At 42.1% G+C, this 22,521-nt stretch carries 23 protein-coding genes; 1 reads left to right on the top strand and 22 read right to left on the bottom strand.

The features are described from left to right. Positions 1-228: 228 nt before the first annotated feature. From mdh to R2B77_RS05295, 16 genes are all read right to left on the bottom strand, one after another. Positions 229-1,170, bottom strand: a complete 942-nt coding sequence (gene mdh / locus R2B77_RS05370; RefSeq protein ID WP_203247492.1) for a malate dehydrogenase — start codon at positions 1,168-1,170, stop codon at positions 229-231. 29 nt (positions 1,171-1,199) lie between these two features. Next, complete coding sequence (locus tag R2B77_RS05365) at positions 1,200-1,541, bottom strand: BMC domain-containing protein (protein WP_203247491.1); 342 nt, start codon at positions 1,539-1,541, stop codon at positions 1,200-1,202. Next, entirely contained in the window at positions 1,516-1,818 is a 303-nt protein-coding gene (locus tag R2B77_RS05360) for a EutN/CcmL family microcompartment protein (RefSeq protein ID WP_203247490.1), read from the bottom strand. The genes R2B77_RS05365 and R2B77_RS05360 overlap by 26 nt, the downstream gene beginning before the upstream one ends. Positions 1,819-1,834: 16 nt before the next feature. Beyond that, positions 1,835-2,707 (bottom strand): phosphate propanoyltransferase, encoded by an 873-nt coding sequence (pduL, locus tag R2B77_RS05355; RefSeq protein ID WP_203247489.1) that lies wholly within the window; start codon positions 2,705-2,707, stop codon positions 1,835-1,837. 34 nt (positions 2,708-2,741) lie between these two features. Further along, entirely contained in the window at positions 2,742-3,029 is a 288-nt protein-coding gene (locus R2B77_RS05350) for a BMC domain-containing protein (RefSeq protein WP_203247488.1), read from the bottom strand. A 22-nt stretch (positions 3,030-3,051) separates the two neighbouring features. Beyond that, complete coding sequence (locus R2B77_RS05345) at positions 3,052-4,560, bottom strand: aldehyde dehydrogenase family protein (protein ID WP_203247487.1); 1,509 nt, start codon at positions 4,558-4,560, stop codon at positions 3,052-3,054. Positions 4,561-4,576: 16 nt separating this feature from the next. Beyond that, complete coding sequence (gene eutL, locus R2B77_RS05340) at positions 4,577-5,224, bottom strand: ethanolamine utilization microcompartment protein EutL (RefSeq protein WP_203247486.1); 648 nt, start codon at positions 5,222-5,224, stop codon at positions 4,577-4,579. Between the two features lie 16 nt (positions 5,225-5,240). Further along, entirely contained in the window at positions 5,241-6,218 is a 978-nt protein-coding gene (gene eutC, locus R2B77_RS05335) for an ethanolamine ammonia-lyase subunit EutC (RefSeq protein WP_203247485.1), read from the bottom strand. 12 nt (positions 6,219-6,230) lie between these two features. Next, entirely contained in the window at positions 6,231-7,595 is a 1,365-nt protein-coding gene (locus tag R2B77_RS05330; RefSeq protein WP_203247484.1) for an ethanolamine ammonia-lyase subunit EutB, read from the bottom strand. 16 nt (positions 7,596-7,611) lie between these two features. Beyond that, positions 7,612-9,060, bottom strand: coding sequence for an ethanolamine ammonia-lyase reactivating factor EutA (locus tag R2B77_RS05325; protein WP_203247483.1), 1,449 nt, complete (start codon positions 9,058-9,060; stop codon positions 7,612-7,614). A gap of 147 nt (positions 9,061-9,207) precedes the next feature. After that, the gene (locus R2B77_RS05320; protein WP_203247482.1) at positions 9,208-9,729 is read right to left on the bottom strand and encodes a EutP/PduV family microcompartment system protein; all 522 of its coding nucleotides are present in this window, start codon (positions 9,727-9,729) and stop codon (positions 9,208-9,210) included. Between the two features lie 15 nt (positions 9,730-9,744). Then, entirely contained in the window at positions 9,745-10,086 is a 342-nt protein-coding gene (gene eutS, locus R2B77_RS05315) for an ethanolamine utilization microcompartment protein EutS (protein WP_203247481.1), read from the bottom strand. Between the two features lie 33 nt (positions 10,087-10,119). After that, a complete protein-coding gene (gene eutH / locus R2B77_RS05310; RefSeq protein WP_203247480.1) occupies positions 10,120-11,388 on the bottom strand; it encodes an ethanolamine utilization protein EutH in 1,269 nt (422 codons plus the stop codon). A gap of 141 nt (positions 11,389-11,529) precedes the next feature. Continuing rightward, entirely contained in the window at positions 11,530-12,099 is a 570-nt protein-coding gene (locus tag R2B77_RS05305; protein ID WP_203247479.1) for an ANTAR domain-containing response regulator, read from the bottom strand. Further along, positions 12,074-13,531 (bottom strand): sensor histidine kinase, encoded by a 1,458-nt coding sequence (locus R2B77_RS05300; RefSeq protein ID WP_203247478.1) that lies wholly within the window; start codon positions 13,529-13,531, stop codon positions 12,074-12,076. Before R2B77_RS05300 ends, R2B77_RS05305 begins: the two co-directional genes overlap by 26 nt. 94 nt (positions 13,532-13,625) lie before the next feature. Further along, on the bottom strand, positions 13,626-13,775 hold the full coding sequence (locus R2B77_RS05295) for a hypothetical protein (RefSeq protein WP_203247477.1): 150 nt from the start codon (positions 13,773-13,775) through the stop codon (positions 13,626-13,628). 51 nt (positions 13,776-13,826) lie between these two features. Here R2B77_RS05295 and R2B77_RS05290 point away from each other — a divergent pair, with 51 nt between their 5' ends. After that, positions 13,827-14,564, top strand: a complete 738-nt coding sequence (locus tag R2B77_RS05290) for an MBL fold metallo-hydrolase (RefSeq protein ID WP_203247476.1) — start codon at positions 13,827-13,829, stop codon at positions 14,562-14,564. Between the two features lie 56 nt (positions 14,565-14,620). Here the strand turns inward: R2B77_RS05290 and R2B77_RS05285 are convergent, their stop codons facing one another. The 6 genes from R2B77_RS05285 to R2B77_RS05260 all read right to left on the bottom strand — a co-directional run bounded on the left by R2B77_RS05285 (position 14,621) and on the right by R2B77_RS05260 (position 22,493). Then, entirely contained in the window at positions 14,621-16,183 is a 1,563-nt protein-coding gene (locus tag R2B77_RS05285; protein ID WP_322555657.1) for a PepSY domain-containing protein, read from the bottom strand. Positions 16,184-16,544: 361 nt separating this feature from the next. Continuing rightward, entirely contained in the window at positions 16,545-17,264 is a 720-nt protein-coding gene (locus R2B77_RS05280; protein ID WP_203247474.1) for a PepSY domain-containing protein, read from the bottom strand. A gap of 38 nt (positions 17,265-17,302) precedes the next feature. Further along, a complete protein-coding gene (locus R2B77_RS05275) occupies positions 17,303-18,664 on the bottom strand; it encodes a sensor histidine kinase (RefSeq protein ID WP_203247473.1) in 1,362 nt (453 codons plus the stop codon). Further along, positions 18,654-19,358 (bottom strand): response regulator transcription factor, encoded by a 705-nt coding sequence (locus R2B77_RS05270; protein ID WP_203247472.1) that lies wholly within the window; start codon positions 19,356-19,358, stop codon positions 18,654-18,656. Before R2B77_RS05270 ends, R2B77_RS05275 begins: the two co-directional genes overlap by 11 nt. Before the next feature lie 102 nt (positions 19,359-19,460). Next, a complete protein-coding gene (locus tag R2B77_RS05265; protein ID WP_203247471.1) occupies positions 19,461-21,068 on the bottom strand; it encodes a M20/M25/M40 family metallo-hydrolase in 1,608 nt (535 codons plus the stop codon). Positions 21,069-21,089: 21 nt separating this feature from the next. Continuing rightward, positions 21,090-22,493: an amino acid permease gene (locus R2B77_RS05260; RefSeq protein ID WP_203247470.1), complete on the bottom strand. Its 1,404-nt coding sequence runs from the start codon at positions 22,491-22,493 to the stop codon at positions 21,090-21,092. Positions 22,494-22,521: the final 28 nt, after the last annotated feature.

The raw sequence follows: 22,521 nt of genomic DNA, 5'->3' as shown, positions 1-22,521 counted from the left end.
CATCCTGCTCTCAACGCTTCGCTTTTGTTCGCAAAAGCCGTTCTTCGTAACGGCTTTCGCTGGAGTCGCCGCCTTACGCTCCAATCAACAAGATTACAATATCATATTGACGAACACTAAATCGGATTGATAAATAATTATTCGTCTTTTTAACAGAAATAAGTAATTATGAAATTGATTTAAACAAAAAAAGTGAGCAACTATGCATAATAGTTGCTCACCTTGTTCTTAACGATTGCAAATGTCAATGACTGAACGAACTGCCTCTGCCGATTTATCAAGCGCTATCTGCTCTTCATTTGTCAGCGGTAGTTCAATGATACTTTCGATTCCATTGCCACCAATCACAGTAGGGACGCCTAAATACAGCCCATTGTAGCCGTATTCACCCTCCAAATAAGCAATCGAAGGCAATATCCTCTTTTTATCCTTAATAATTGCTTCTGCCATTTCGACGAGTGAGGCTGCAGGTGCATAATAGGCACTTCCATTGCCAAGTAAGGAAACAATTTCCCCTCCGCCTTTTCTTGTGCGCTCCACAATTGCATCAAGACGATCCTGTGGTATGAGTTTCTCTAAAGGTATACCACCAGCATAAGAATATCTAACGAGTGGCACCATATCATCCCCGTGCCCCCCTAAAACAAACCCCGAAATGTCTTCCACTGAAATATTTAACTCTTCAGCAACAAAGGTATTAAAACGTGCTGTATCCAGTACACCCGATTGACCAATTACCCGATTTTTAGGGAATCCAGTCGTTTTATAGCACACATAGGTCATGGCATCTACCGGATTACTTAAAATGAGAATTGTACTTTCTGGTGCATATTTTTTCACTTGCTCAGATACAGCACGCATGATTTTCGCATTCGTCGTGACAAGGTCGTCTCTACTCATGCCAGGTTTTCTTGCGATCCCCGCAGTAATGATAACCATGTCCGCATCTTGTATATCTTCGTAATTTGACGTTCCCGTAATTTTCACATTAAAACGTTGAATAGGTCCCGTTTGAAGCATATCCAACGCCTTTCCTTTTGTCGGGCTTTCTTGTTCAGGAATATCGAGTAAAACAATATCCCCCAATTCTTTTTGTGCTAACAGTAAAGCTACAGTGGCGCCGGTATATCCCGCACCAATGACGGCGATTTTATGTCTTCGAAAAGCCAACTATACTCACCCTTTCACACGATTATTCCTCAGTCTTTTTTCGGCGTTTGTGCTTTAGCAGCAGGTGCCGGTTTGGATTTCGTCTGTTGTTTTTTCGGGTCAAGAGGTTTAACCAAATTATAAACGGACTCATCCGGGCGCGGAATGACGTGTGATCCTAACAGCTCTCCTACACGCTTGGCAGCTTCACGACCAGCCTCGACAGCGGCTTGCACAGCGCCTACGTCACCTTGAACTAGAACCGTTACAATTCCACCATCCACGAACTCTTGTTTAATGAGCCTTACATTGGCCGCTTTAATCATTGCATCTGCCGCTTCCATGGAACCAACTAATCCTTTTGTTTCAATCATTCCGATCGCTTGACTCATCAATTTCACCTCTCTTCACTTCTGTTGAATCAATTATTCCAATCACTACTGCATCAATCGGAATAGGGTTATCTTTGTCAATATAACGTGATGAACCCCCACTCGTTACAATGACTTGGTCACCGATTCCGGCACCGAGTCGATCGGCTGCGACGAAGTGGGTTCTAACCGCATTTCCATAGGCATCCTCAGGTTGAATAATTAACAGCTTCACACCTTGCAGTCCTTCTTCTTTACGTGTCGCCCAAACGTTGCCAATCACTTTTCCTAGACGCATAGTCTATCACCTTTTTCTATTTTCTAACGGAAATAGATTTACCTAAATCTCTAGCTGTATCACGTGCAAGTGCTGTAATGATTGTACCTTTTTCCACGACAATTTCAGATTCTTCAATATCTCTGACATCATCATTGGACAGTAATTTCTTGGTAAAGTTATACTGCTTGTTAACAATACTCTCAGGAGCTCTATGCTCCTCTACTACTTTTCGGTTAGCCTCACCAGGACGAACAACATAACCAATTGTCCCCTGTGTAATTAAACCCGCATTGGCCTCATCTGTATCGATATGCATTTCTAAACGATAGCGCTCGGAAACTCTAATCTTTACATTCTGATAAGCAATTGGTCGTATACCAGCTGCTTCTACCGTTACATAATCGCCATCCTGTACACCCAATTCCGTAGCATCCTGGGGTTGCATATGAATATGTGCTTGGGCAATGATTAAGCCCTCCTCGAGATAAAGGCTTGCCTTTGTCCCGATTAACGTAAATGCTCCTGAACCTGCAATATTTCCAGATTCACGGAGCGGTGCTTTAATGCCGAGCTTCATAGCATCTGTCCAGCTGACTTCTGCTTGCGTCAACGAGCGTGCAGGACCAAGTACACGAACACGTTCAATGCTCCCTCTTGGTCCCGCAATGACTACTGTCTCATTCGCAGCAAATTGGTTTGGTTGGGACAAATCGGATTTCTTTGTCAACTCATACCCTTTGCCAAACAGTATCTCCACATGTTCTTGCGACAAATGGACGTGACGAGCAGAAACAGCGATTGGAATTGTATTAGCAGAAAGTACAGGCTGTTGTTTTGGTCCGCTGTCTACTTTTGTTAGCTGACCAAGTACTTCCCCCACAATTTTTTCAATCAATTGCTGATCCATGTCGTTACCGCCTTTCCTTTACAGCACGTTACAATTAGTTGTCTGATTTAGGTAGTAGCATTTCCAACTCATCATGTGGTCTTGGAATGACATGAACAGATAGCAATTCTCCTACACGTTGTGCTGCTGCTGCTCCTGCATCTGTAGCTGCTTTCACTGCGCCTACATCTCCACGTACTAAAACTGTTACAATTCCGCCACCTACATGTACTTTTCCAACTAGATTTACACTTGCTGCCTTCACCATTGCGTCCGCTGCTTCAATTGCACCGACTAATCCTTTAGTTTCTACCATTCCTAATGCTGATCCTTCTCTGCTCATGTTTGTTTCCTCCTAGTAATTTTTAGTTTGATAATTTCTTTACAATTTCATTGACTAGATCTTTCACCATTTCGGGATTGATCGCATCACTTGAATCCATAGATTTCAATACTTGTGAAACGACTTGCTGTGTCATGTCTTCGGTTGAATCAGCTGTATGTTGTGGAAGCTGAGCTTCTTTAATACCATAAGCCATTCGTTTAATGTTCAACAAATGCTTCGCTGTTACGTTATCAGATGTAATGTTACCACCGAATGACCCACAACCAAGCGTCATAGAGGGCATTAGGCCAGTTGTCCCACCGACTGCCCCAACAGATGACATCGTATTAACTAAAATACGTGAAACAGGCATATCTACTGCGAATTCACGCGCAATCGCATCTGTTTCTGTATGAATCGAAAGTGAGTGCCCACGACCACCCAAATTTAATAAGGACAAGCAAAGCTCCTTGGCGTGATTCAAATCCGACGCTACATACATAGCGAAAACAGGCGATAACTTTTCAAGAGAGAAAGGAATATCCTTCCCCACCTTCGTTTCCATCCCAATGATGACACGCGTTCCTTCTGGGAGTGTGATGCCTGCCAATTGCGCGATGAATTGTGGGCTTTTGCCAACAATTTTCGGATTCACTTTTCCTGGAATAGGTGAAACCACTTTTTCCATGATACGCTTTTCCTCATCTGATAAAATATAGGCACCATTTTTCTTTAATTCACGGTTCACCAGCTCGACAACATTACGATCTACCACCATCGCCTGCTCTGTCGCACAAATCGTTCCGTAATCGAAAGATTTACTATCAATAATATTCTTTACCGCTTTTTCGATGTTGGCAGAACGTTCAATATAAACAGGAACGTTGCCGGGACCGACTCCATATGCAGGTTTCCCAGAACTATAAGCCGCTTTTACCAACGCACTACCACCCGTAGCTAAAATTAAATTCACATCGGGATGCGTCATCAATTGTTGCGTTGCCCCCATCGAAGCCATTGTTAAACACTGGATTAACCCTTTTGGTGCACCTGCCGCCACTGCCGCTGCATCACAAACCTTCAATGCTTCATGCGTACATTGGACTGCGTATGGATGCGGACTGACGACAATCGAATTTCTTGTTTTTAAGGCAATCAAGGTTTTAAAATATGCCGTTGACGTTGGGTTTGTTGTCGGAATAATAGCCGCTACTACACCAAAAGGAGCTGCTATCTCCACCACTTTTTTTACTTTGTCTTCTCCAACCACACCGACTGTTTTCAAGTCTTTGATGCTTTCATAAACATCTCTTGAGCCAACTTCATTTTTAATCGTTTTATGGGCAGCTACACCCATTCCTGTTTCTTCTACTGCCATCTTACCAAGTCGCTCTGACTGTGCATAAGCTGCATCCGCAACTGCCTTCACAATTCGATCCACTTGCTCTTGTGTAAAACTCATATAAGCCAATTGCGCTTCTTTAGCCGTTTGCACAGCCGTACGCATTTCCTGGAGAGCTAATAAATCAGCATCTATCGCTGTTACCATTGCACTCCCTCCTTTCTTAATACTCCAAGGGCCGATTCGCCATATTCAAAATAGCCTCTCGAAACGCATCCGCTGCCGCCTTACAAGAAGACTGACTGCCTGTTAATAATCCGCCGCCAAAGTTTGTTTCAGAAGGTGGGGCAAAGAATTCACATACGCTAACATCCGCCGCCTTTAATGCCGCATCCAGTCCTACAATTGCTTCGATAGGTGGAGCGATCAAGTACGCGAGCGATTGTCCTGTCGCAACACCCGCAACCTCCGCTAAATAGTGACCGCAACTTGAAATCGTATGTGCATACAATGCATGGTTGTCATCATCATTAATCGCTTCAAAGTAAGCCGCACTATCAACTGTCAGCCGAATTGAATCAAGACCACTTTTCACTTCGTCTGGAGAAGAACCAGCTATGATACCGATAAATTCTCCCGAGAGTGGACCTGATGCATGTGCTGAACCTGCGTAAAAACTCTTTGCGTAGACCACTTCAACATCTGCATCCTTTGTCGCCTGATCGGCGGCTGTATAACCAACGTCATCAATCGTCGTTGTAAACAACCCCAAACTTCGCTGATGCGATTTTAAATTGAACTTCGCTGCTAACCCAGCATCTACATTCGGGATCACTTGCATAGACAAAATTTCTGCATGAATTTTCTTCATGACATCTGCACGCCTCCTATCCTTCCTTCTTCACGAGTGAAACGCCACTTGCTTCATACTTCAAGATCTTTTGAATCACTGTTCCTAAATAGGCTCCCGCTTCAACAGGTGGAATTCCACCTTTATGAATATTGGAAACAACCATGCGATCCGCTTCAATCGTTCCAATACGTGGTTTGTAGCATATATAAGCACTAAGTGACTCAGCCGAAACGAGTCCAGGACGTTCACCAATTAAGATAATGACGATATCCGGTTGCAGGATTTCTCCAATTTCATCCATCAAAGCAACTCTGCCTTTATCGACATAAAAACTCGTACCTACTTCAATGTTCAAATTGGCTAACGATTGCTTTAAAGAAAGATAGACGTCTTCCAAATTCTCTTCAATGGCGATTGCACTTAAACCATTCGAAGCAACGATTTGAACTGTTGGAGCATGCTGGCATTTTGCTTTCACTGTCGTCTTGGAATCATCCGATAGACGTCTACCTAAGTCCGGACGTCTAATATACTCTTCCTTGTCCTGTACTTTTGAATGAACTTGGAAGAAGTCTAAACGATCCAAAATTTCAGTTGGCACCTCACCATATACTGCGTCTACAGCGGCCGCATGGTCATAACGAAATTGAAGCCACGTATTTGTTTTAGGTCTTGAGCCAGCTCTGCCAACTGCAATTCGAGCAGGTGTTTTTTTACGGAGCTCTGCCAAATAGGCTTCTTTTTTCTCATCACTTACCGAAGTTTCCGTTTTGCTTACCTTCGCCATTGTTAGGTTAGGCTTCTTTTCCTCAGCAACTGTACCGAAAAACTTTACTTCTCCAGAAGGTGTCTCACGTATTTTTTCTTCGCCCAGACTAGTTCCTACTGGTGTAGGTTGAAACAGGTTAACGAGTGGCTCGTTGTTATTTTTATAACTGCTTGTATCCGAATGATTCGCTTGTAATTTTTCAACAACTAACTTCGTAATTTGTTGAATCAGTTGTTCGTTCACAGATATCACCTCCTAACGTGTGAATATAGTAGCGTCTCCAGCGCGAGCGCTTAGACGACCATTTTCGTAAATCCCCATTTTTTCAAGCCATTTGAGATATTCAGGTGATGGTGTTTTACCAAACGTTTGTAAAAGCGTCGCGATATCGTGATAGCTCATCGACTGGTAATTTAGCATCACATCGTCCCCCATTGGAGCTGAGATGATGAAGTTCACACCCGCCGCTGATAATAAAACGCCTAAATCCTCAATGTCATTTTGATCCGCTTTAATATGGTTTGTATAACAAATATCGACACCCATCGGAAGACCATGCATTTTACCCATAAAATGATCTTCGAGCCCTGCACGAATCACTTGTTTACTGTCATACAAATACTCTGGGCCAATAAAACCAACAACCGTGTTCACAATAAATGGATCATAATGTCTTGCGAAACCGTAGTTACGCGACTCTAACGTCAATTGGTCAATTCCATAATGTGCCTCCGCCGATAATTCCGAACCTTGTCCCGTCTCAAAATACATCACTTGTGGACCCGATCCCGTTCCTTGTTTTAACGCAAGGTCTTTTGCTTCTGCAATCAATTCAGCAGATATCCCAAACGAACGGTTCGCAACCTCAGTTCCTGCAATACTTTGGAAAATCATATCCGCAGGGGCTCCTTGTTGAATCGCCTTCATCTGTGTCGTCACATGCGCTAACACACAGTTTTGCGCCGGAATTTCCCATTCGTTCATGAAATCTTTTGTGGCATGCAATAGACGTTTTACACTTTCAACTGAATCATCGACCGGGTTGATGCCAATTACTGCATCCCCGACACCGTATGATAACCCTTCCTTCAGTGAAGCAAGCATTCCATCTACGTTATCCGTTGGATGATTGGGCTGTAGGCGGGATGCGATTGTTCCTTTATGACCAATCGTAATATTACAGGTTGTTAAAATCTCTACTTTGTTTGCAGCATGCACTAAATCCAAGTTCGACATCAGCTTTGCAACTGCCGCAATCATTTCCGAGGTCAATCCCCTACTAATGCGTTTTAGTTCACGGTCGCCGACTTCATGGCTTAGAATGTACTCCCTTAATTCAGCGACGCTCCAATTCTTGATTTCAGCATAAATTCTTTCGTTAATGTCTCCCTCAATAATCTGAGAAACTTCATCGTTTTCGATTGGAATTAACGGGTTGTTACGAATTTCACTTAATAAGATGTCACTGAGGACCGTTTTTGCCGCAATTCGTTCTTGCACGGTTTCTGCCGCGACACCCGCTAGGCGGTCTCCCGATTTTTCTTCATTAGCTTTTGCCATTACTTCTTTCAAATCAGCGAATGTATAGCTTACTCCGCCTAAAACTGTTTTTAAATTCACTGGTTAACACCCTCCTTCACGACGAGTGAAATGTTAATGTTTTAACGACTACTGGGACAACGCCTGATTCAAGGGATCTCCCAATGTCGATATAATCACCTTGTTCAACAGAAATTTGATCGATACAAATGACGCTTTGCCTCACATTCATTGCCATCAGCGTCTGACCAACTACTTTTGCATGGTCTGATTGCAGCACCAGCACAATCGGCTGATTTGGGTCAGGGCGTTGTTCCATCACTTGAATGACAGCTGCTGCCAACTGTTGGACATCTCGGAATCCCATGTAGGGTAGCTCTGAAATGTAGAGGGCAAAGTTCTGCCCTTCTCTTGATGCATCAAACATGTCAATTGCATGTTTGATAGCAACCTCAAAGTTTTCCAATCCTTTTTGAAGGTCTGACTGAAAGGCATAATTGTAAACTGGTAGATTTTTTAACGGTAATTCTTGAGGCGCCACTTGAATCGTAGCCCCGCTAATTTCCGTTGTTTGCGTACCCGCTCCAAGTACAGTCGCTCGGACTGTTTCAACGGGTTCCATCCACAGAAAACTTTGCAATACTTCATTTCTTTGTAGGGCCTGCGCTAATTGCACGCCTATATCATCATACTCAGCTAGCTGCCCACCGATTGATTCGTGACTGTACATACATTCAGAAATACCACCTGAGAAAACAAGCACTTCAATTTCCTCTGTCCAGTTAGGGCGATGTCCAAGCAAAAGTACCGAATCCTCTTCTTGCAATTCATTATTTAATACTCTACCAAGCGATTCAGCCATGAAATCGGTTACAAACTCTATACTGGCCGCCTCCGGAGAATCGCCAATTTGCAAGGAACGATTATTTTCAGCTAAGAGCTCTTGAACCGGTCGGGAAATCGAACGAATTTTTTTCCCTTCATATTCGACGAGCCGTCCTCCGATATGCATCGTACATGTCCCTAGGAGAACCTTGTCTTTATAGACTGCAATATTAGCTGTTCCTCCACCAATATCAATATTGGCAATCACTTTTCCACTTTGCCCTGAATAGTCATAGGCACCGGAGCCTTTAGCTGCGATAATTCCTTCTAAATCAGGTCCGGCCGTGGCAACTAAGAAATCGCCAACCTCACCCGATAAATAATGGAGCATCTCACTGGCATTACGCTTCGTCGCTGTTTCACCTGTAATAATGACCGCACCTGTTTCAATTTGGGAAGCTTCAATACCAGCTTGCTGATATTGAGAACGAATGATTTTTTCAACTTCCGCTACATTGATTGTAAAAGGATCCGTTAATGGTGTTCTAAAGATAGGACTTTTATACAAAACTTCTTTATCCACAATTTCAATTCTAGGAACATGCGATGTACCCGCTACATTCATTAATGAAAAACGGCTAATGATTAGTTTCGTTGTGCTTGTGCCAATGTCAATCCCAGCACTAATCATCGTCTCTTGCTTTCGCTTGAAATTGTTCACACTCACACCTCCGAAAAAAGTCTGTGATATTTGCCAAAAGTCTTCCGCTGAATGAAGATAAAAAAGCGCCTTTACAGACCCGAAGAAGTATCCTCGAGCAGTAAAGGCGCCTTTGCCAAATTATCAACTTTTAATAGCCTAAACATATCAAACATTACGCGAATTGTAAAGGTAGTCCGTAAATATTAGTTTTTCATCTTTAGCGCTCATCACAAAGTCTTTCATGACAGCCATATCATTTAACTTTACCAATTCTCTTACATACTCAATGCCAGTTCCTTCAACTGATGAGGTAATGACAATTGGCCCGCTTGGCATGACTGACTTCACCATTTCAATGGCTCGATCAATGTCTGCATTGGGATGATCACTTTTAGTAATGACACCAATCGGCAGCTTCGCTATTCCTGAACTAAATCCAGGTGGAAAAATAATTTTACCATTTGTTGCATCCTGTAAATACAAAACATGAGTGACTTCTAAAGCAGTTGCCATGATGTTCTTATAGAAAAATGGATTTTCTGTATATTCTCCAGGTGTATCTACAATCCAATCATGATAAATGAGTGTCTGCGTTTTAACAGCCTCCACTTTTTTCCCTAGTAACGCATTCGTCAACGTAGATTTCCCAGCACCAATCGCACCAATTAGCATGGCTCTATTTTTCATCTGCAGAACACATCCTTATGACTTTGTGATGAATGCTGGCGTATATCCAAGTCTTTCAGAAAGAAATTTATTAATTTCATTCATTGCCACGTCCACTTCAGAAACACTGCCCACAATGACGAGACTCCCTGTAAAACGATCCAGGAAACCAATCTTAACACTCGCTGATTTTGTGGCTAAATCCCCTGCGATAATAACTGTTTCACTCGGCGTGCAAGTCATTATGCCTAAAGCGCCAGCCTCTTGAATCCCTAGCTTCTGAAACATGTCAGGATCCGGATTAGCGATTAAATGACTTAATGTTATTTGTTTACCTGGTACAAATTCCTGAATAAATCTTTTCTTCTCTTCACTCATTTTACTCACTCCTTTCATCTGCCTAAACAGAGATTACGACTGAGCTTTAAGTACTTCCTCGGCATTGTCATCCTCTAGGTATTCCCCTGGTCGAATCACACCTTCAGCACGGTCTTTTTCTTCTAGTTTAAGAGCTGTTGGAACAGATAGCCAGTACGCAATTCCAATGGCGCAAATACCCGCAGCTAATTTACCAATAATAACCGGTAAAATAATATTCGGTTGGAAATTAGCTGTAAATGATAAATGGTCGCCTAATAAAAAGGCAGCACAGACACCAAAAGCGATATTAATTACTTTATCTTTAGGTCTCATATATCTGACCAATGAGAACATCGCTAAAATATTAGCCATCGTTGCTAAAATCCCTGCACTACCTACTGAAGAAAGTCCAAGCCTGCGACCTCCCGCCTCCAATGGTTTAGCAGCATACTTACGAAGTAAGTATACCATCGGGAACGCACCTGCTAGCATAATTCCAATATAACCTGCTGTTTCAAGTGCACGGAACTGATCTGCCTCATCTGCCATGATTGGGTCGAAGCCCCATGCACCAAATACAGTCGTGAATACACCTGTGAAAATTTCAACGATAGAAAAGACCAGCACAAGTTTAATCGCTGCGTCCATAACGCGGCCAAATACCATAAACCCAGCAATCATGCCACGCGGGAAGAACTTTAAGCCTGCCGCAATAACGACTACAAAAATGAGTAGAGGTAATAGGTTAATGAGAATTTGCCCGTAGCTGATGACAAACTCATACGTAGAATCTGTTGTTGTACTGATGACATCTCTAATTTCCGTGTTGAATAATACAACCAATACAGAAGCGATAAATGCACCGATTGGAATCGTCAAGACACCCGACATTACACCTAGCGCCATGTATTTATGATCTCTTTTATCCAGCATTGCCAGTCCCATAGGAATCGAGAATACAATCGTCGCTCCCGCCATATAACCAACAATCATCGCCATGACCCAACCCTCATAGGACGTTTTCAGAGCGTTCGCTAACTGGTAGCCTCCCATATCCGATGCAAGGATTGTTGTCGCAGCAATTGCAGGATCCGCACCAATCGCATCGAATAGAGGTCCTATAAATTTACTAATAAACCACGTCAAATATGGAATGGACGCCATGATACCTGCTGCCGGAATAAAAATATGGCCTACTGCATGCATACCCGACATGAATTCTTTACCAAGACCTTCTTCTGGATTTTTAATCGCTGCGAATGCCCCTAAGATTGCACAAACCATTATAATATATACAATTACCGTTCCAATCATCGCCATTTAAAATTCCCCCTTTTTTTTAATTATGTATTCCCTTTTCACAACATTGCCTGCTTCCAATTTAACTGACATCACCCCCTTTAAAAACCACAAAAAGACGCTTAAAGAACATCCTCTTTAAGCGCCATTGCTTGTCGGTATTTACTTGTGTGCTGCAATAATTTCCTCCGCAATCGACTCCATTGTCAGTTGCCTAGACATGCTTGAATCTCTCATTACCTTGAATGCTTCCTGTTCTGTCAACTGATCCCTCGTCATCAGAAGTCCCTTCGCCCGTTCAATCAGCTTTCTCTTTTCAACTTCCCGTTGAGCTTCGCTGATTTCTCCCTTTAATCGTTTCGCCTTATCAGCTTGATGCAAGGCAATTTCAATCGCGGGAATTAAATTGGACTCTGCAATCGGTTTAACTAAATACCCCACAATATTATCCTGTTGGGCTTTCGCAACAAACTCCTTTTGACTGTATGCCGTGATAATTAGAATCGGCAGATCCAATTGTTTTCCGATAATTTGACTGGCCTGCAATCCATTGATTTTAGGCATTTTTATATCCATCAGTACAAGATCCGGTCTATGAAGAAAAGCTAACTCGATCGCTCTGTCCCCATCTCCCGCTTCAGCAACTACTTCGTAACCATGATCCTCTAGCATCATCTTAATATCCATCCGAATAATGGATTCGTCTTCAGCTATCAGTATTTTCTTTCTCATAATAAATAATAACCTCCGGACTTACTGGAAACGTAATGACTGCATGTGTTCCTATGTTTTCCGGTAAATAACTAAATTCACCATTTAAATCATTGACTACTAAGTTATGAACAATCTCCAATCCAAGTGAAGTTTTAGGCTCCCTCATCCCAACGCCGTTGTCGAAAATATGAAGCTCCAAAAAATCTTTGTTTGATAGAAAATCCACAACAATTTCACCTTGTACATCTTCTGGAAAAGCATGTTTTAATGAATTCTGAACGAGCTCATTGACAATTAAAGCAATTGAAACCGCTTTCCTAGATGATGTTAATATTCTATTGCCATTTGAAGAAATAATCAAGTTAACTTTTTTATGTAGCTCATTTACTACCATTGTCGAGCAGACTTTCCTTGTCAGTTCAACGATATTGACATCATCGTCTTCTGCATCTTCATTGGCAAGAATGAGCTCGTACACCGAAGAAATACTGAAAATACGATTCAAAGTATCTTCAAAATAAGATCTACTTTCCTCTGGAAATCCTCTTCTCATTTGTAATCTGAGTAAACTTGCAACTGTCTGAAGATTATTTTTCACTCGGTGATGAATCTCTTGGATAACGACTGATTTCATCATCAGCTCTTTTTCCTTCGTTCGTAGCTCCGTCAAATCCTGGATAATGAGCAACGTCCCTCTCATCTTATCCTTCTTGCGTAACCGTACCTTTTTCACAACTAAGTTTTTGTGATCTACTGTTAATTCAAAAACAAACACATCGTCTTGCTGATTGTAAACCGGATTTAAGAAGGGCAATAATTCTACTAAATTCCTATTTTGAATTTCTTCTGTACGACTCATTTCAGTGATGAATTTTACACCTACTGGATTAGCATAGATTAATTTATTTTCGTTATCAGTTAATAAAAAAATCTCCATTAGCAAGTCAGAAACCATCGGCATATCATTACTATTATCGCCCATCACATAGTCTATCGATCCTTGACCTAACGAGTCCTTTTGTTGATTATTTTGATTAGCTGCCGGATAATCGACTTCCTTTTCTTGAATAAGAACACCAATAACCTGATGTAAATCATTTTTAATGGGCACAACACTTTGTTCCACAGATCTACCTTCCTGTGTTACCGCCTGGCGAATGACCGACTTTTTCCCTTGACGATAACTATAAAAAACACCTGGTTCAAAAGTATCGAAAACTATTTTCCCCACTACAGAGTTTTCGTATACAGATTCCACCGACTTTGGAAAAGCCTCCGCCACAACGATTGCATTCTCACTATCTTTCATCTTACAATCGATAAACATATAGGCATCCGACAAATCCGCGTACATTTGCAAAGTCGATGCAGTATTTTTTAATATACGAATGTCTTCCTCTGTCAATTCAGTGTATAAACTACAAAGCTGCTCTAGCGTGGAATCCTTCACTCGTATGTCACATTCCTTTTTTGTTTAAATTGCCGTCAAAAATTACTCGAATTATTTGAATAAATTATACGGTTTATTTCCTGTTCGGTCAATTTTATTTTTCAACATTCAATTCGGGTGATATTTTTTCGAAGTAAAAATCGCGTAATACTGAATTAATTTCTATCGTAGACCAGTATTTTTTCATCCCACTAACGAAAATATATTTTTCCATATTTAAAGCTTTATGTCCCTCACTTTCCAATACCCCACCTCCACGGTACACTTGTAGTAAATGAAGGGGGTTATTAAACGTATGAAAATCACACCTATCGGCATTTGGGGCGGTTATCCGAAAGCTAACAGCGCGACATCGTCTTTTCTAATTGAACACGAGGGATTTTATTGCTTAATCGATTGCGGGAGTGGGGTACTTTCCTCTCTGCAAAATTATTTGCCGTTGGAAAAATTGGATGCAGTTGTCATCAGCCATTATCACGCGGATCACATTGCGGATATCGGCAGTTTGCAATTTAGTCGACTCATTAATTTCTATCTCGGCAAGCCAGCACCTGCTTTGCCGATTTACGGGCATGTTCAAGATCAAGATAACTTCGATAAGTTAACATATAAAGAGCAGACTGTAGGCGTTGCGATTTCTGAAGATGACATCATCCAAATCGGTCCATTTGAAGTATCATTTTGTCAGACAACCCACCCTGTGTACTGCCTTGCCATGAAGTTTAGCGCCGCTGGCCACTCGATTGTACTAACTGCCGACACCGAATGGAGAGATGAACTTGTCGATTTCGCACGAGGAGCTGATTTGTTAATTAGCGAGGCAAATTTGTATGAAGAGCATGTCGGCAAGGCGCCAGGTCATATGGGCGGAAGTGAAGCAGGGAAATTAGCTAGCTTATCTGGTGCAAAACAACTTGTCCTCACGCACTTGCCTTTACATGGACAAATTGAAGAGATTCTTGAGGCCACACGCCAGAGTTATGATGGTCCTAGTGAAATTGCCGAAGTTGGAAAGATGTACGAGGTTTTCTAAGTGAAAGCTAAAAGGACTGTCCTTGTTTTCCAGGGACAGTCCTTTTTCGTAGTCAATTAATCATCATCTTGGTCATCATCTTGGTCATCATCGTTGTCTTGATCGTCATCTTGGTCGTCATCGTCTTGATATTTTTCAAACTTCAACACTTTTCCAGTAGTCGCATCAATTTCAAATTTGTATTCGTAAGTGCCATTTTTGATTTCGATTTCATAATGCTTGCGACCATCGTCGTCGTCGAGTTCTAGTTCCGTCACTGTACCTTTTACTTGTTTTAGGGCGATGGCGATTGCTTGGTCCTTTGTTAGCAACTTGTTCTGGTTACTCGTAGCAGTTACTTGAATGTTTACTTTTTTACCATCGTCGTCACGGTCTTTTTCAAACTCAAGGATTTTACCTGTCATCGCATCAATTTCGAAATCGTACTCATATGTGCCGTCTTTGATTTCGATTTCGTAGTGTTTGCGACCATCGTCGTCATCCAATTTAGCCTTTGTCACTGTACCTTTTGCTTGTTTCAGTGCAATTGCAATTGCTTGGTCTTTTGTTAACATCGTTTGATTTTTATTCGTAGTAGCTGCTTGTGTGTTTACTTTTTCACCATCATCGTCACGATCTTTTTCAAACTCAAGGATTTTACCTGTGATCGCATCGATTTCGATATCGTATTCATATGTGCCGTCTTTGATTTCGATTTCGTAGTGTTTGCGACCATCGTCGTCATCCAATTTATTCTTTGTCACTGTACCTTTTGCTTGTTTCAGTGATATTGCAATTGCTTGGTCTTTTGTTAACATCGTTTGATTTTTATTCGGAGTAGCTGCTTGTGTGTTTACTTTTTCACCATCATCGTCACGATCTCTTTCAAACTCAAGGATTTTACCTGTGATCGCATCGATTTCGATATCGTATTCATATGTGCCGTCTTTGATTTCGATATCATAGTGTTTACGACCATCGTCGTCATCCAATTTATTCTTTGTCACTGTACCTTTTGCTTGTTTCAGTGCAATTGCAATTGCTTGGTCTTTTGTTAACATCGTTTGATTTTTATTCGTAGTAGCTGCTTGTGTGTTTACTTTTTCACCATCATCGTCACGATCTTTTTCAAACTCAAGGATTTTACCTGTGATCGCATCGATTTCGATATCGTATTCATATGTGCCGTCTTTGATTTCGATATCATAGTGTTTACGACCATCGTCGTCATCCAATTTATTCTTTGTCACTGTACCTTTTGCTTGTTTCAGTGCAATCGCAATTGCTTGGTCTTTTGTTAAAAGCTTCGCATCCGCTACTCGTGGTAGTTCTACTTGGACGACTTTCTTAGCTTGCTGTTTCTCAATCACTACTTTTCCCGTTTGTGCATCAATATCTAAATCGTATTCTACACCGTTTGATTTCACTTCAACTTCATAGATAAAACCCGTTCTTGTTTTTTCTAGTTCAATTTCAGTAACTGTTCCACCGACTTCTTGAACCGCCAATGCTTTCGCTTCTTTTAAAGAGAGAAAACTTTCCGCCGCATGCGCCTCACTAGTTCCTAAACCGTTTGCCAACGCTGCTCCACCTAGTACAACTGCTCCTGCTAGTGCAGGAATGATCATCCACTTATTCATAATTGAATGCCTCCCTTTCTTATTGTCCAGCTACAAGCGCTTATCGCGTCTATCGAGCGCCCTTCGCTTTTCTTATTACCTTCATAATACAGCTCAATTATGAGAGGAGATTGAGAGGATTATTAGAATTTGGTGAGAGAATCAATCGCGCCTCGGCGTGATTGCGTCCAGATTTTGAATTGTGCCCGCAGGATGCGGGTCTGCAGTCGTTGCGAATCGAACAGCGAAGGGTTCGATTTGCCTTAATTTCTGCGTTCTTTGCTGAAATTAAGGCACTTAGATAAGCGCAATTAACTCCCTTCTAAATCTGTGACATCCGCCGGAGGCTTAACAGGGAGGACTTGAACTTCATTCCTCCCTGTTAATCATCCCGCGTAACGGATAAGATTTTGCCCGAAATCGCATGTATTTGAAAAGTAGCTTCGTCATCTTGATCGTTGTCATCAATTTCAACTAAATAGTAGCCGCCGTCACTTGTTTGCACAAACTCAACGTCTTCCACTTCCCCTTTCAGTTGACCTAGCGCAATGTTTATCGCCTGATTTTCTGAAATGAGTACTGTTGTCGAGGTTTTAGGCGGTGTCGTCTGATTAGTGCTGGTTTTAGGCTTAGTTTCGGGTGTCACTGCTGTTTTAGGCTCTGCTGTTGTCACTTTAGGTTTAGATGGTGCTGGCTGCTCTGGTTCTGTTGGTGCTTTGTCTTGCGCGACTGTTTCAGTATTGTTAGCTTCAGTGACAGAATCCTTATCTTCTGTACTATCACCTTGCTTTGCAGATGCAATTGGCATCTCTTTCTCTATCACTTCTTTTGTTTGAATCATCGAAAGTACTTTTCCAGTTTCAGCGTCAACCGTCGCTAAATAGGCATCCTTATTGCGAGACAATTCCACTTCAAACATTGTCCCATCTAAGGACAGTCGCTCCACTTTTCCACCGTATGTTTCTTCAAGCTGCTTGCGAACTTCATTTTCAGGTAAGGTCTCTGCATTGGATACTAGATGCTTCGTATAATACCCACCAACTGCCAAAATAACAATTGTCAATACGATAGGGATAAACCAAGGCTTTTTAATGATTTTCAAAGACATCCCCTCCTTCCCTCAAGCATACGCGGCCAACATTAAAAATCGCTGAGAATCCGTTCTTTGGAAATCAAAATACGAATTGTCGTCCCCATTCCAACAATGCTTTCGATTTTCAGCTCCGCCCCGAGACCTGCTGCAATTTCCTTGGCAATCGCAAGCCCCAATCCTGTTCCACCTGTTTTTCGATTACGATCCTGATCAACGCGATAAAAGCGGTCAAAAATATGAAGCAAATGCTGTTCGGAAATTCCGTTGCCATAATCCATTACAGAAATCGCAACCATTTTCTCCTGTTCTTGAACGGCTATTTTAATTTCCCTGTCACTGTACTTACGTGCATTATCTAGCAGGATAAATAACAATTGCTTGAGCCGATTGGCATCCGTTATGAGCAGTATCGACGGATTTCCTTCTATTATGAATTCTCTCGCATACGCTTGCCTCATTGACTGTATCGTTTTCTCCAATATTATTTGAAGATCTGTCTCGATAAATTCAAACGTCAGATGCTCGTTACTCTTTGCCAGTTCTAGCATTTGTGCAATCATTTCTTTCATGCGACCCGTTTCACTTCGAATGGCTTCAACAGCCTCTAATGCAACTGCACGATTATCAAAACCTTGACGTGTCAGTAGGCGTGCGTAGCTTTCGATGACTGTAAGGGGTGTTTTTAATTCGTGAGAAGCATTTGAAACGAATTGTTCCTGTTTTTTATAATTCTGTTCAAGCTGCTCCATCATGTCATTAAACGTTCGGCCCATTTGTGCTAGCTCATCTTTCCCATCAACGGATACTTGGATTTTTTCATAGGTACCAGACCGTTGACTTGTCGCCATTGTCGAAATCAGCTTTTCAACAGGTTGCGTCACAATTCGCCCTAGCGCCACGCTAGATGCCGCAATCGGGATCATCGCGAGAATCGTCATCCCGATCAGTACCAGTTGAAGCAAGCCTAAATTGTTTTCCAAGTCCTCTAAAACCTGTACCATCTCCAGTTGTACAACTTCCCCATTCGTCCATATAATAGGCACACGGATGAGCATGGTCTGCGTTCCATTAAAATCACCGATTGTATAACGCTCTTTTGGATGTATGTCAAAATGCTCTTTCTCCAATCCAAGCTCGGATTCCGTCGTAACCTTCGACTTGCCCTTATCATCAACAACTCGTATCGCTCCATTTGGTGGAAGATGAGCCCTTACAACTGTACCCGCGTCCATTTCCTCCGTCATTTTACTCAGCGAAGTGGTCACTTCCTTGGAGCGAATCAGCAGTTGGTTATATTCTGTATCATGCGCCATCTTTTCAAATAAAATAAAAATACCGATATTCGTTATAATCAGAATAACAAGCATAAGGAGTGTTGAATACAAATGGATTTTCGACTTAAGCTTCATTAACAACCTGCTCCTTCAATACATAACCAACGCCACGAACCGTTTGAATAAGTGAACTCTTTTCACCCGCATCTATCTTCTTACGAACATAACGAATATAGACATCGACAACATTCGTATCCCCATAATAATCAAATCCCCAAACCGCATCTAGCAATTGTTCACGCGATAATACTTGGTTCGGATGCTTAAGTAGATGAAGCATGAGGTCAAACTCGCGCGGAGTTAGGTCAATCGTACGACCAGCTCGCTTTACTTCACGTGTTTGCTCATGGATGGATAGACCCGCAAACTCATGAAGATTTTTGTCTTTTTCAACAACCGACTTCGTTGAAAATCGTAGTGCTGAACGAATTCTCGCTAGCAGTTCGTCGATTTCAAAAGGCTTCGTCACATAATCATTCGCCCCAAGATCAAGCCCCGCGACCTTATCCTCTACATCGTTTTTCGCTGTCAATAAAATGACTGGAGTAGATGTTTCCGTTGCACGAATCCGGCGAAGCACATCAAGTCCATTCAAACCAGGTAACATCAAATCAAGAAGCACTAAATCCCACGCCTGCTCACGATATTTAATAAGACCGTCCGGCCCTGTATGCGCAATCCCCGTTCCATACCCTTCAAATTCAAGCTCAAGCTGAAGAACGCGTGCAATATTCTCTTCATCTTCGATAATCAATATTTGCTCTTTCATTCAACTCACCTGCCACTTTTTTCTTTCATCTTAACAGATGTAGACATAGAATAGGGACCTTCGCTATTCACGAAGATCCCTGTTTATCCTAATCCTTCATTTTCATTGGCATGGATACATACTCTTAATCAACGTCTCTAACATCACTGGCATTTCAACGAATGCACTGTCCACATGCAAACGCTCTGTGCGTTGATGTGCATCTTTACCAAACGGTCCTACATTCAAAACGGGGGCTTTTAACTTCGCCATGTCTGCAAAAGGAATACTATACGTATCGCCCCATACCGGCGTATTGCGTTCAAATGCCGCCCAGCCGTTTGCATTATCACCATAATTGACGTAGCTCAAATCGCAAATACCGTTAAAATAATGTTTTTGACCAATTTTATTATTAAAGCTTAGTGCTGTTTGCTTCATTAACTCAACTGATTGAATGACAAGTGGATCATTCGATGTGTTAACAGCCGGATAATAAGGCGGTGCGTATAGCAATACTGTTGCTGGTGCCAGCTCCTGACAGTGAATCATCAAATGATCGACGATGCGGAGCGATTTCTCACGATCATCCCAGTTGTCTTGTTGGAGAGCTTCATTTTTTAGTCGCTCAACTTCTGCTGCCCCTAATTTTTTAACCGCATGTTCGAGCAATTGCTCATAGCGCAACACATTCACTTTTCCTACACCTGTCACCTGTTCCCGCTCACAAATGATCTGGTAGCTGTCATTACAAGCAGCCATCGCTTCAGTTGCAACTTGCTCGAACAAGTCCATGACCTCAGTTGCAGTGCGCTTCAGTAAAAAAACATTGTACAACGCAACTGCCCGATAAGGTGTTTGTGTTGAGTACTCTAGTTTTAAATCTTTTTGTTGCAACGAAACTGGTAATGGTGTGCTTTCCCCAAGATCCGTTTCACGGAATAAGGGATTCCATTCCATACGCTGTGTCAAAAAGGATGCAATATAGTTTGCCGTCATCCCCTTCATCGGCTCACCAACATGCGTTTCCTTTCCGTAGAACAATGCAGCAGGCATGATTTTCCCAATCGTGCCTGTGTAAATATATTCTTCTATATCAAACGGTTTTTGAGAAAAAGAGGGCTCACTATTTAAAAATAATTTGTACGTCAAACGATGTTCTTCACGAATACGAACGAGTTCTGTCACCGCTGCACGCATACCTGCTGAGTTCACTTCTTCATCTGGAACCGTCGTCAAAATAAGATTGATTGGCCATTGCTCGACACTCGCTTTTTCAATCAACTGCATATGGAGAGCAAGCCCCATCTTCATATCCATGGTTCCCCGCCCAAACAGATACTTCCCCGACTCTAGGTCAATACGAGCAGACTCGGGCAAATCTTCCTTATGCTCCAGCAACTTCTTCGTCAGCTCTTCCGGATGAAAGGCAAGCGGCTCTAATATGCCATACTCCTCCGTCCACACCGTATCGAAATGGCTAATAAGAACAATCGTCTCTATCGCCTTTGGATGTTTGTACAAAGCCGTAACTGCCTGACGACCCAAACCTGCATCATGCAATTCTAAGTGACTAGGATGATCACGGAAGTAATCTAGCTCCTTCAGCTTTTCAGCAACTTTCGGCGCAAATGTACGCTCTCCCTTCGTCAACGTGCGACTATCCCAACTCACAAGCTCGCATAATAACGCTCGAAGTGTGGATGGAGTACCCCATCTGAGTTCATTCATAACCATTCTCCTCCACAAGTTTCACTTAAACTCTTGATCAACCTGATGCTTTTTCTCTAATTTAAACTTATAGAACAGCATACATGCGATGAAAAACCCTACGCCATAGTACAAGCCAATGCGCTGCGTTGGATCGAATGCCAAAAAGACTAATATAAATAGACAAAACGAAATACAAAATAATGGGACAAACGGGTAAAACGGAACTTTATATTTTAGATCCTCCAGTTTCCCACCCGCTTTCAAATAACGATGTCGGAACATAAACTGGGAAAATGCAATCCCCATCCAAGAAATTGTCACTGAAATCCCTGCAATGGACATCAGTAAGATGAATACAGCGTCCGCTTCCATAACACTTGTCAACAAGGATAACAAGGAGAAGGACATTGTGAAAATCAATGCCATAAGCGGAACTTTACGTTTAGAAAGGCGGCCAAATATTTTAGGAGCCATCCCTTCATTCGCCATTGCCCAAAGAAGACGTGTCGATGCGTATAAACAAGAATTTCCTACTGACAAAATAGCCGTCAAAATAACAAAATTCATAATACCTGCCGCATAAGGAACACCCGCGATTTCCATCAAGGTGACAAATGGACTCGCCAATAAGCCTAATTCAGATGCTGGGAAAATAGCTGACAAGACGATAATCGAAGCGATGTAGAAGATGACAATTCTAACAAGAATCGTTCGAATTGCTTTCGGAATATTCTTTTCTGGCTCTTCCGTTTCCCCTGCTGCAATCCCGACCAACTCCGAGCCTTGGTAAGAGAAAATAACATTCATCATCGTTATAAAGACAATCGCAATCCCCGCTGGGAATAGCCCTGTCGGCGCTAAATTTGTTAAAAATGGTGTCGCTCGATCTTCTAGCGGAATAAGACCGAAAATAGCCGCAAACCCAATGATGATAAAAAGGACGACTGCCAGTACTTTAATACCTGCAAACCAAAACTCTGCTTCCGCAAATCCCCTAGTTGTCAATGCATTCAATCCAAATAGCAGAACCATAAAGATTAAGCACCAAATCCAGATAGGAGAATCCGGGAACCAGTGCTGCATGAGAATTCCTGCGGCAGTAAATTCAACCCCGGCTGTTGCAGCCGAACCTACAAAATACATCCAGCCAAGTGAAAATCCTGCTGATGGGCTAATATAACGTGTTGCATATGTCTGGAAAGAGCCTGTCACTGGCATATGAACAGCCAGCTCTCCAAGGCAAACCATTACCATATACAAAATGAGGCCCCCGAATAAGTAACCAAGTAAAGCTCCCCCTGCTCCTGCCTGATTAATCGTATAGCCGGCATTTAGAAACAGGCCTGTCCCAATGACACCCCCTAAAGAAAGCATAAACAAATGGCGACTTTTCATGGAACGATTCAACTGATTGTGTAGCGGTTGTTCCCCATTAACGGACATGAAATTCCCTCCCCTTTTCCCTTACGTT

Origin of the sequence: Sporosarcina beigongshangi, assembly GCF_033485195.1 — a bacterium.
Taxonomy (GTDB): domain Bacteria; phylum Bacillota; class Bacilli; order Bacillales_A; family Planococcaceae; genus Sporosarcina; species Sporosarcina beigongshangi.
The sequence above is the reverse complement of the archived record's forward strand: the minus strand, read 5'-3'. Positions and strand labels throughout refer to the sequence as shown.